Below are 11,221 nucleotides of genomic sequence, written 5' to 3' on the forward strand. Positions count from 1 at the left end.
TAAAACGATAAGAAGAGTCCTGTTATATGGCAGTTGGAAAAAGACTTAGTAAAGTAGCACGAGAGTTCAATGTTGGACACCACACCATTGTGGAGTTCTTGCAGAAAAAAGGTTTCAAAGTTGAAACTAACCCGAATACAAAGATTTCTGAGGAAATGTATTCGCTTCTGGCACAGGAATATCGTGGCGATTCACATGTAAAAAAGGAATCGGAGAAGCTGGCTAAAATGAAGGAGAAGTCGAAAAAAGAATCGATTTCACTATCAGATATCCGTGGAGATGTTGAGCCGGTTAAAGAAATCGAAAAAACAGCCGAAGAACCAGCTGCCCCAAAAGACTCAGGACCGAAAGTTGTTGGTAAGGTTGATTTAAAAGCTTTTAAACCTAAGAAAAAGGAAGAAGCACCTAAGCCTGTTGAAAAAAAGGAACCAAAGAAAGAAGAGCCTAAGGAGCCTACACCAGCTAAGCCTGTTGAAAAAACAGTTAAGACGGAAGAAAAGCCGGTTGCTAAAAAGCCTGTAAAGAAACCTGAGCATATTCCAACCAAAATTGATAAGGTGGATGAGACAAAGGTTGTAGGTAAAATTGATTTGGATAGCAAGCCAACATCAAAGCCAAAGAAATCAGAAGCACCAAAACAGGAAAAAGTTAAAAAAGTAGAGAAGGTTGAAAAGGTAGAAAAGACTGAAAAAGCACAACCTAAGGCTACCAAACCTGTTGAAGAAGCTCCTGTAAAAGCTCAAAATGAAGCTAAGACAGAAGCACAGGAAGATGCATTCCGTCCAACGCAGGTAAAGAAATTATCTGGACCAACGGTTGTAGGTAAAATAGAACTACCTAAAACACCTACAAAATCAACAGAAAACAAAGACGCTAACAAGAACGCCAATAAAAAACGTAAGCGTAAGCGTATTAAGAAGGATAAAGAGAAGGTTGATATTAACCAGAAGCAGCAACAAGGCGGACAAGGAGGTCAGCAAGGACAAGGTGGTGACAGAAAAGATAATCGCCAGCGTCAGCGTCCTGCAAAAGCAAAAAAGCGTCCTGTTAAAGCAGAGGTTAATGAGGAAGATGTACAAAAGCAAATTAAAGATACTTTAGCTCGCTTAACCTCGAAAGGCAAGAGTAAAGGAGCTAAACACCGTCGTGAAAAACGTGAAATGCAGTCTCAGCGTCAACAGGCTGAGATGGAAAAGGCAGATCAGGAAAAGTCAATATTGAAAGTTACAGAATTCGTAACTGCTAACGAATTGGCAAACATGATGGAAGTACAGGTGAATCAGATTATTGCCACCTGTATGAGTCTTGGTATGTTCGTTTCGATTAACCAGCGATTGGATGCTGAAACATTAGCACTTGTTGCTGAAGAATTTGGATATACCATCGAGTTTGTGAGTGCTGAAGTGGTTGAGTCTATTCAGGAAGAGGAGGACAAAGAGGAAGATATGCAAGATCGTCCACCGATTGTTACTGTAATGGGACACGTTGACCATGGTAAAACATCCTTACTTGACCACATTCGTAAAGCAAACGTAATTGCCGGTGAAGCGGGAGGAATTACTCAGCATATTGGAGCTTACAATGTAACGCGTGAAGATGGTCGTCAGATAACATTTCTGGATACACCAGGTCACGAGGCCTTTACAGCGATGCGTGCAAGGGGTGCTCAGGTAACTGATATAGCCATTATTATTGTGGCGGCTGATGATAATGTGATGCCGCAAACAATCGAAGCCATCAACCACGCTGCGGCAGCCGGTGTTCCAATGGTATTTGCCATTAACAAAATTGATAAACCGGGAGCAAATCCTGATAAGATAAAAGAAGAACTGGCCAATATGAACTACTTGGTTGAAGATTGGGGTGGTAAGTATCAGTGCCAGGAGATTTCTGCTAAGAACGGTGTTAACATCGATGAGTTGTTGGAGAAAGTATTACTCGAAGCAGATCTGCTTGAGTTGAAAGCTAATCCTGACAAACGTGCCGTTGGTTCAGTTATTGAATCATCACTTGATAAAGGTCGTGGGTATGTAACTACTCTTTTGGTACAAAGTGGTACTATGCGAGTTGGTGACATGATTTTATCAGGTTCTCACTACGGTCACGTAAAAGCGATGTTCAATGAGCGTAACCAGAAGGTTGAAGAAGTTGGTCCATCTGAACCGGCATTGGTATTAGGTTTGAATGGTGCACCGCAGGCAGGTGAGCGTTTCAATATTATGGAAGATGAGCGCGAAGCAAAAGATATTGCTACTAAACGTGAGCAATTGCAGCGTGAGCAGGGGATGCGTACCAAAAAGCACATCACACTTGATGAGATTGGCCGTCGTATCGCAATTGGAAACTTCCAGGAGTTGAATGTTATCGTGAAAGGTGATGTGGATGGTTCTATCGAAGCATTATCTGACTCGTTAATTAAGCTTTCAACTGAAGAAATTCAGGTAAATGTGATTCACAAAGCTGTTGGTCAGATTTCCGAATCAGATATCATGTTAGCAACTGCTTCGAATGCAATTGTAATCGGATTCCAGGTTCGTCCATCGATGGCGGCGCGTCGCTTAGCTGAAAAAGAAGAGATTGACGTTCGTCTTTATTCAATTATTTACGATGCGATCGAAGAATTGAAAGCAGCGATGGAAGGTATGTTATCACCTGAGATTAAGGAAGAAATTACAGCCACAATCGAAATTCGCGAAACATTTAAGATATCAAAAGTTGGTACAATTGCCGGTTGTATGGTAAAAGAAGGTAAGATCAAGCGTGCCAATAAGGTTCGATTAATCCGTGAAGGAATTGTGGTTTATACCGGAGAGCTTGGATCGTTGAAACGATTTAAAGATGATGTGAAAGAGGTAGCATCAGGTTACGAGTGTGGATTGAACATCGACAAGTATAATGATATTAAAGTTGGAGATATTGTTGAAGCTTACGAAGAAGTAGAGGTAAGTCGAAAACTGTAGAATCCAATAACGCATAAAGAAAATGGTCGCTTGATTGAGTGACCATTTTTTATTTTAAGAAGTTGTTGGGAATTAAAGTAAGCCCAAATCCGTTAATCGTTCCAGATCTTCAGGTGTATCTATACCATGTGATTCTTCAAACGTTTCTTCAACACGTATCGAATAACCATTTTCAAGCCAGCGCAACTGTTCCAGCGACTCTGCTTGTTCCAGCTTTCCTATAGCAAGTTTTGTGATTTCAAATAAGATATCAGATCGATAACCATAAAGCCCGATGTGGTTATAATAGCAATGTTTTTTTACCCATTGTTCTTCATCCTCACCTCTGAAATAGGGGATTGGAGAGCGGCTAAAGTACAGAGCATGTTGATCTTCACTTACTACAACTTTGGGCTTGTTAGGATTGAATAAATCTTCTGTAGCTGTGATGGGTTTAATGAGTGTTGCCAGTTGTGTTGAAGAATCTATAAAACATTTGGCGACTGATGAAATTTGCTTTGGGCTGATGAATGGTTCATCTCCCTGTATGTTAATTACGGCGTCAAAATCTATTTTCTTGATTGAGCGAATTTTGGTGAAAGCTTCTGCGCAGCGATCCGTACCACTCTTATGGTCGACTGAAGTCATAACCACACATCCTCCAAATGATTTAACCGCTTCTTCTATTCGTTCATCATCTGTTGCCACATACACATATTCAAGCTCTTTTTTTGCCTGTTCGTATACACGTTGAATCATTGACATACCTCCAATATTGGCTAAAGGTTTTCCTGGAAAGCGAGTAGAGCCATATCGGGCTGGAATAATTCCTAAAATACTATTCATTGTTATTGGTCATTTACTATATATGGCAAATATTAAATAATTTTTGGATAAAACTTATTTAATAAACATTTAAAATCGCGTATGAATTGTAACTTTGTCAGGTAATCCTGCAATAATTGCAGGTTTTTTATTCCAATTGATGTATTAGATTGACTATTACATATTGGTAGCAAACAATAAGATTAGATTAGTCAGAATGGATATACAGCAGATTAAGCAACGTTTTGGTATTATCGGTAATTCGTTTGGACTTAACAGAGCCATTGATGTGGCGGTTCAGGTTGCTCCAACCGATTTATCAGTGTTGATAACCGGAGAGAGTGGAACAGGTAAGGAAGTATTTCCGCAAATAATTCACCAGTCAAGTGCTCGCAAGCATGGTTCATATATTGCAGTTAACTGCGGAGCTATTCCAGAAGGAACAATTGATTCGGAATTGTTTGGGCATGAGAAAGGTGCTTTTACTGGCGCATTATCTGATCGAAAGGGATACTTTGAAGAAGCGAATGGAGGAACCATTTTTTTGGATGAAATAGGAGAATTGCCATTGAATACGCAAGTTCGTTTGTTACGTGTGCTTGAAGCGGGTGAATTTATTAAAGTAGGTTCGTCAAAAGTTTTAAAAACTGATGTGCGCGTTGTTGCGGCAACCAATGTCAATATGGAAAATGCCATTAAAGAAGGTAAATTCCGTGAGGATTTGTATTATCGCTTAAATAGCGTGCCTATAAATATTCCACCGTTGCGCGATCGCTCGGATGATATTTATTTACTTTTCAGAAAGTTTGCCAATGATTTTGCAACGCGCTACAGGATGCCAGCCATTCGATTATCTGAGGATGCTAAGGATTTATTGCTTCGATACCGTTGGCCGGGAAATATTCGTCAGTTAAAGAATATTACTGAACAGATATCAGTAATTGAACAACAACGTGAGATTAATGGGGAAGCCATATCAAAATACCTGCCTTATCATTCGGGAGATAATCTGCCTGCAATAATAACTGATCAAAGTAAAAAAGAATCTGACTTCAGCAATGAGAGGGAGATTCTTTACAAAGTGTTATTCGATATGAAGAATGACATGAATGATTTAAAAAAGCTCGTATTGGATATGATGGAGAATGGTCGGGTGAATGAACAAGGTGAGCATGCACAGATCATACAAAAACTGTATCAAAGTGAGGATGGAGATTTTGTAGCTCCTGATAACAATGTTCAGCCAATGACGTATTCTGCGCCTATAAAAGAAGAACATCATAATACGATTCAGGATACAGAGGAGTTTGTTGAGGAATCGTTATCACTTGCTGATAAGGAGATTGAACTAATTAAGAAGGCTCTTGATAAATATAATGGCCGACGTAAACAGGCTGCAACAGAGCTGGGTATATCAGAGCGCACATTATACCGTAAAATTAAAGAATACCAGATAGAAAGATGAAGACAATAAATATTATAGCGATCGTATTACTTACACTTGTAGTAAGCGCTTGTTCGGTGAGGATGACAATGAGTGGAGCATCTATACCAGAGAATCTAAACACTTTTTCAGTACAGTACTTTGATAACAGGGCACCTCTAATTAACCCTGTACTAAGTCAGAACTTTACAGAAGGATTAAAAGACAGAATATCTAACGAATCACGTTTGAATCTTGTAAACGGAACCGGCGATGTGGATTTCTCAGGTGAGATAACAGGCTATAGCGTGCGTCCGATGGCTATTCAGTCAGATGCTGTATCGGCTGAAACCCGTCTTTCAATGACCATTAAAGTGCGTTATAAGAACTACAAAGATCCCAAATTAAATTGGGAGAGTAGTTTTTCAGCATTTCGTGATTTTCCTTCGGATCAGAATATTAATGCCGTTGAAACGGATTTGACCAACGAAATGATTGAAGAATTAACTGAGAATATCTTCAACAAAACTTTTGCTGATTGGTAAAATTGTAAGTGTATCAACTTTATGAAGAAAACGGAGTTTTTTGATTTAGTGGCGCAACCGGAATTGTTGAGTGAAGAATCATTGCCCGCACTCAACGAAATTGTGGCAGAATTTCCATGGTTTCAGACGGCGCGTATGCTACTGGTTAAAAATCTTCACGCCATCGAGCATATGCGATTTAATGGCGAACTGAAACAATCAGCAGCTTATATTGCCGATCGAAAACGCCTTTATGATTTAATTCATCAAAACAATGTTCAACCTGTTGAAAAGGCTGAACAGGAAGTTGAGAAGGAAAAAGTTGTTACTGAGCAACGAACTGAGGATCAAAAACAAGATCGCAAGAAACCAACTGTTGGAATTACGACCAAAGTTTCTTCTATTACAGATTACTTTCAAACAGACGATACATTTGAGACGGATGATGGCAGTCAGATAGATTTTTCAGTACTTTCCAACAAAAAAACGGTTGATGAAAAAGCTTCAATGGTGATGCCAAGTGCCGATTTTCTTGGCTACGAATCATCAGAAATTGTTGGCTATGAGCTGAAAGAAAGCGTAAATCCAGAAGAAAAAGTAGACGAAAGTCATTCTTTTTCAGACTGGCTTACTATGTTACGCCATGCACCAGTTAAAGCAGAAGAGGAACCTGTTAAGAAAAAATCACAGCAAATCATAGATAACTTTCTTCAGATTGAATCACCTAAAATTGCTCCTTCGTTTAAGCCGGAAATAAAATTAACAGAACCAAAACCGGTGTCTGAGCAGCATGAGATCGAAGATGGTGATGATTTAATGTCAGAAACCTTAGCTAATATATATATAAGGCAAAAGCACTATGACAAAGCAATAGGGATATATGAAAAGCTGCGTTTGAAATATCCCGAAAAAAATGTTTACTTTGCACGTCGAATTAGCGACTTAGAAAAATTAACAAATTAAATAATTGAGCGAGATATGTATTCTTTTGTTTCTATACTTGTAATCTTAGTAAGTATTCTTTTAATCCTTATTGTTTTGGTACAAAACTCTAAGGGTGGTGGTTTGGCGTCAAACTTCTCATCTCAAAACCAGGTGATGGGTGTGCGCAAGACAACCGATTTCCTTGAAAAAGCTACCTGGACATTGGCTATAGCCTTATTGGTTCTTTCATTTGTAGCAGTAATGGTACTTCCTAAGGGACAAATGGGTGGTGCTGAAATTGATGAGAAAATTAATACATTACCTTCGCAGCAGCAAGAAGTTCCTGCTTTCCCAACACCTGCTCAAGGTGATGAGGCAGCAACAACAGATGAAGTTCCTGCTGAAGATGGGAATTAATAAATAATTCAGAAAATATAAAAAGTGTCAGGCTGTTTGGTCTGACACTTTTTTTATCTGCAATTTTGACTTTGTGACACCGTGAGCTTGTCAGTTATCTGCAAAAAAGTCAGTGAATCTTATAAAAATATGTCATAAATTGCTTTGGCATACTTTGTGAGAAAAAAGCAATCGTTAAAATAAAAACATCTTAAAAAAGTAATAGATATGTCAGAATTAAAAGGAAGAATCTTAGCCGGAAAAATCTTGGTTAAGCCTCAGGCAGCTGAAACAACAACAGCAAGCGGAATTATCATTCCTGATTCAGCCAAAGAAAAGCCATTGCAAGGTGAAGTCGTACTAGTTGGTGAAGCCAAAAAAGACGAAGCAATGGAAGTTAAAGTTGGTGATGTAGTATTATACGGAAAGTACGGAGGTACTGAATTATCAATTGAAGGCGAGGACTATTTGTTGATTTCACAGTCTGACGTTCTTTATATCCTTTAATTATTAATCCTGAATAATAAAATAGACATAAAATGGCTAAAGAAATAAAATTCAATATTGAAGCGCGTGACTTATTAAAAGAAGGTGTTGACGCGTTGGCTGATGCTGTAAAAGTAACATTAGGACCAAAAGGTCGTAACGTGGTGATTGATCGTAAATTTGGTGCACCATCAATTACAAAAGACGGTGTTTCAGTTGCTAAAGAAGTTGAGTTATCTGATCCATATGCAAACATGGGTGCCCAAATGGTGAAGGAAGTAGCTTCTAAAACTGGTGATGATGCTGGTGACGGAACAACTACTGCAACCGTATTGGCTCAGTCAATTATCAATGTTGGTTTGAAAAACGTAACTGCTGGTGCTAACCCAATGGAATTAAAAAAGGGTATCGACAAGGCTGTTGCTGCAATTGTTGCTAATATCGAATCTCAGGCTCAGGTTGTTGGTGAGCACAGTGAAAAAATTGAGCAGGTAGCAACTATCTCAGCTAACAATGATAGCGAGATTGGTAAGCTGATTGCTGAAGCAATGGAACGCGTAAGCAAAGAAGGTGTTATTACTGTAGAAGAAGCAAAAGGAACTGAAACAACTGTAGAGGTTGTTGAAGGTATGCAGTTCGATCGTGGTTATATTTCACCTTATTTTGTGACCAACACAGAAAAGATGGAAGCTGATCTTGAAAATCCTTTCATTTTAATTCACGATAAGAAGATTTCAACAATGAAAGATCTTCTTCCTGTACTTGAGCAAACAGCTCAGAGTGGTCGTCCATTGATGATTATTGCCGAAGATGTAGATGGTGAAGCATTGGCAACATTAGTTGTTAACCGTTTACAAGGTCGTTTAAAAGTAGCTGCTGTTAAAGCACCTGGTTTTGGTGATCGTCGTAAAGAAATGTTGCAGGATATTGCTGTATTAACTGGTGGAACTGTAATTTCAGAAGAAACAGGTTTAAAGCTGGAAAGCGCAACTATCGAAATGCTTGGTCAGGCTGAGAAAGTAACCATCGACAAAGAAAATACAACTGTTGTAAATGGTTCTGGTGAGAAAGAAGCTATCGAAGCTCGAGCTAACCAGATTAAATCACAGATTGCTAATACAACTTCTGATTACGATCGTGAGAAATTACAAGAGCGTTTAGCTAAGATTGCAGGTGGTGTGGCCGTACTTTATGTAGGTGCTGCCTCAGAAGTTGAAATGAAAGAGAAGAAAGACCGTGTTGATGATGCATTAAGTGCAACACGTGCTGCAGTAGAAGAAGGTATCGTTCCTGGTGGTGGTGTAGCTTATATCCGTTCTATTGATGCTCTTGCAAATGTAAATGGTGAGACAGAGGATGAGCAAACTGGTGTTGAAATCATCAAGCGCGCTATTGAAGAGCCATTGCGTCAGATTGTACTTAATGCAGGTAAAGAAGGTGCAGTTGTAGTTCAGAAAGTAACTGAAGGAGAAGCTGACTTTGGATACAATGCTCGTTTCGACCGTTACGAAAACTTATTGGAAAGCGGAGTAATCGATCCAGCTAAAGTAACTCGTATTGCTCTTGAAAATGCTGCTTCAATTGCTGGTATGTTCTTAACTACTGAGTGTGTTTTGGTAGAAGAAAAAGAAGAGGCTCCAGCAATGCCTCCAATGGGTGGCGCTCCAGGAATGGGCGGCGGCATGCCTGGTATGATGTAAGAATCATAACAAACAGATATATGAGAAGGGAGCCTTTAGGTTCCCTTTTTTGTTGGTAAATTCTCACTCATCAGAAATTCAGGATTTTGTTTCACCTAAAATTGTTTCTATTTTAGGCGCATCATAACCTGATCTCAATAATAATTTGGGATAAAATACCATATTCTGAGTTGGAAAGTGAGGAAATTATAAAAGCAGTAAAAAACTTTCTATTAAGACATGATCTTGATTCCTTTAAAATGATGTACCATCATTATTATAGGAGCTTGTGCTTTTTTGCCCGGGAGTATTTGAAAGATGATAATCATGTTGAGGATATAGTACAGGATGTTTTCTCGCAAATTTGGGAGAAGCCACCAAAACTTGAGCATGAATCTAAACTTCAGGGCTATTTATATGCAATGGTTCGAAACAAAAGTTTAAACGTTCTAAGAACCAATGATCACCTTCAAAAGTATCAGCAGCACGAGATAAATTATGAAACTTGGGAAGATGATGAATCGTTGCGATTGATTAAATCTGAAGTATACCGTGAAATAATGGCTAATATTGAGAACTTACCAGAACGGGCACGTGAAGTTTTCAAATTAAGCTATCTGACACAATTAAGAGAACATGAAATAGCTGAGCGATTAAATATATCGGTCAACTCGGTTAAAACTCATAAAAAACGGGCACGTTCAATCTTAAAGAATGAGTTGAAACACTTGTTCGGATTATTGTTGATTTTAAAATTGTAGAAAAAAGAACAATTTTTTTCATTATCGTTTCACCTAATTTGATTTTACGGTTGTCATACTAAAAAATGCACCGAATGAATCTGTTTAAACTATCACAAATAATTACGAAACATCTAAGAAGCCAAGCTTCTGATGATGAGGAGTCGGTTTTAAAGAAATGGGTTCAGGATGATTCCAAAAAACAGGAATTTCTTAAGGGGTTAAAAGATGAAAGTAGCCTTATTCGCGACTTAATTGAGTACAATCGATATGATGTTTCGAGAGCATGGAATCGGTTTGAAGGCAACAGTAAGTTGGAAGTAAAGAAAAGAAATTTACTTCTGCCATTACTGAAAGTAGCAGCTGTTGCAATATTATTTATATCAATTGGACTGGCAGTATATATATTAACAGATGTTTCTGTGACGAATCCTAAGCTTTCTCATTCTATTACACCAGGTGTATCAGGTGCTATATTACATGTCGATGATCAAGATGTCATTGAATTGACAGATTCAGTTACAACAGAAGTTAAGAATAACAAAGGACTAATTGCCAAAGTAGAGGCCGGTCAATTATCGTATGGTGATAATGTTGACCCTGTTCAAATGACAGTAGAGGTGCCTTTGCGTTCAGAGTTTCAGTTTGTGTTATCTGATGGAACAAAGGTATGGATGAATGCAGGTAGTAAGGTGAATTTTATGCATCCCTTTAATGGTGATAAAAGAGAAATATATGCCGAAGGTGAAGTATTTCTTGATGTAGAAAAAGATAAGCTGCGTCCATTCTTAGTTACTTTACCCACTTCCAATGCCATTGAGGTTTTGGGAACACAGTTCAATATTAAAGCATACCCTGATGAAAATATTCAACAAACAGTTTTAGTTGAAGGAAGTATTTTGTGGAGGTCAAATAATGGCAAGGAACGAATAATTGAACCGGGTCAGTTATTACAGGCTGACAATTCTACTAATCAGATCAATGTTAATACAGTTGATGTGTATCCTCATATTGCCTGGAAAGAAGGTTATTTTGTATATGAAGGTGAAACTCTGGAAAATATTATGCAGTCTTTATGTCGCTGGTATGGTGTTGAGGTTGACTATCAGGAAGAAGTTATTAAAGACTTACACTTTAGTGTGGATGTAAGGCGTTATAGTGACCTAAATGAAATTCTATCGATGCTCCAAATAACTGAAAAAGTCTACTTTGAGATCAACGGATCCAATATTTTAGTATCAAAACATAAATAAAAAAACAGGAAGTGGTGCAACACCTCCTGTTT

10 protein-coding genes are annotated in these 11,221 nt (G+C 38.3%); 9 read left to right on the forward strand and 1 reads right to left on the reverse strand.

Features of this window, described 5'->3' with window-relative positions:
* Positions 1-26: 26 nt before the first annotated feature.
* Positions 27-2,960 carry a translation initiation factor IF-2 gene (gene infB / locus AC4MRQ_RS00435; RefSeq protein ID WP_491195654.1) on the forward strand — a complete coding sequence of 978 codons (2,934 nt, stop codon included), beginning with the start codon at positions 27-29 and terminating at the stop codon, positions 2,958-2,960.
* A 72-nt stretch (positions 2,961-3,032) separates the two neighbouring features.
* Here the strand turns inward: infB and kdsB are convergent, their stop codons facing one another.
* Positions 3,033-3,785 (reverse strand): 3-deoxy-manno-octulosonate cytidylyltransferase, encoded by a 753-nt coding sequence (kdsB, locus tag AC4MRQ_RS00440; RefSeq protein WP_491195655.1) that lies wholly within the window; start codon positions 3,783-3,785, stop codon positions 3,033-3,035.
* A gap of 196 nt (positions 3,786-3,981) precedes the next feature.
* Between kdsB and AC4MRQ_RS00445 the strand changes: the two genes are divergently transcribed.
* The 8 genes from AC4MRQ_RS00445 (at position 3,982) to AC4MRQ_RS00480 (ending at position 11,189) form a co-directional block, all read left to right on the forward strand.
* Positions 3,982-5,229, forward strand: coding sequence for a sigma-54 interaction domain-containing protein (locus AC4MRQ_RS00445; RefSeq protein ID WP_491195656.1), 1,248 nt, complete (start codon positions 3,982-3,984; stop codon positions 5,227-5,229).
* Complete coding sequence (locus tag AC4MRQ_RS00450; protein ID WP_491195657.1) at positions 5,226-5,732, forward strand: LptE family protein; 507 nt, start codon at positions 5,226-5,228, stop codon at positions 5,730-5,732. Before AC4MRQ_RS00445 ends, AC4MRQ_RS00450 begins: the two co-directional genes overlap by 4 nt.
* 21 nt (positions 5,733-5,753) lie before the next feature.
* Entirely contained in the window at positions 5,754-6,674 is a 921-nt protein-coding gene (locus AC4MRQ_RS00455; protein ID WP_491195658.1) for a tetratricopeptide repeat protein, read from the forward strand.
* 15 nt (positions 6,675-6,689) lie between these two features.
* The gene (secG, locus tag AC4MRQ_RS00460; protein ID WP_491195659.1) at positions 6,690-7,052 is read left to right on the forward strand and encodes a preprotein translocase subunit SecG; all 363 of its coding nucleotides are present in this window, start codon (positions 6,690-6,692) and stop codon (positions 7,050-7,052) included.
* A gap of 207 nt (positions 7,053-7,259) precedes the next feature.
* Complete coding sequence (locus AC4MRQ_RS00465; RefSeq protein ID WP_491195660.1) at positions 7,260-7,538, forward strand: co-chaperone GroES; 279 nt, start codon at positions 7,260-7,262, stop codon at positions 7,536-7,538.
* Positions 7,539-7,570: 32 nt separating this feature from the next.
* Positions 7,571-9,217, forward strand: coding sequence for a chaperonin GroEL (gene groL, locus AC4MRQ_RS00470; RefSeq protein WP_491195661.1), 1,647 nt, complete (start codon positions 7,571-7,573; stop codon positions 9,215-9,217).
* 239 nt (positions 9,218-9,456) lie between these two features.
* Positions 9,457-9,957 (forward strand): RNA polymerase sigma-70 factor, encoded by a 501-nt coding sequence (locus AC4MRQ_RS00475; protein ID WP_491195662.1) that lies wholly within the window; start codon positions 9,457-9,459, stop codon positions 9,955-9,957.
* Positions 9,958-10,031: 74 nt separating this feature from the next.
* Positions 10,032-11,189, forward strand: coding sequence for a FecR family protein (locus AC4MRQ_RS00480; protein WP_491195663.1), 1,158 nt, complete (start codon positions 10,032-10,034; stop codon positions 11,187-11,189).
* The last annotated feature ends 32 nt before the right edge of the window (positions 11,190-11,221 follow it).

Source organism: Carboxylicivirga sp. (assembly GCF_982718395.1).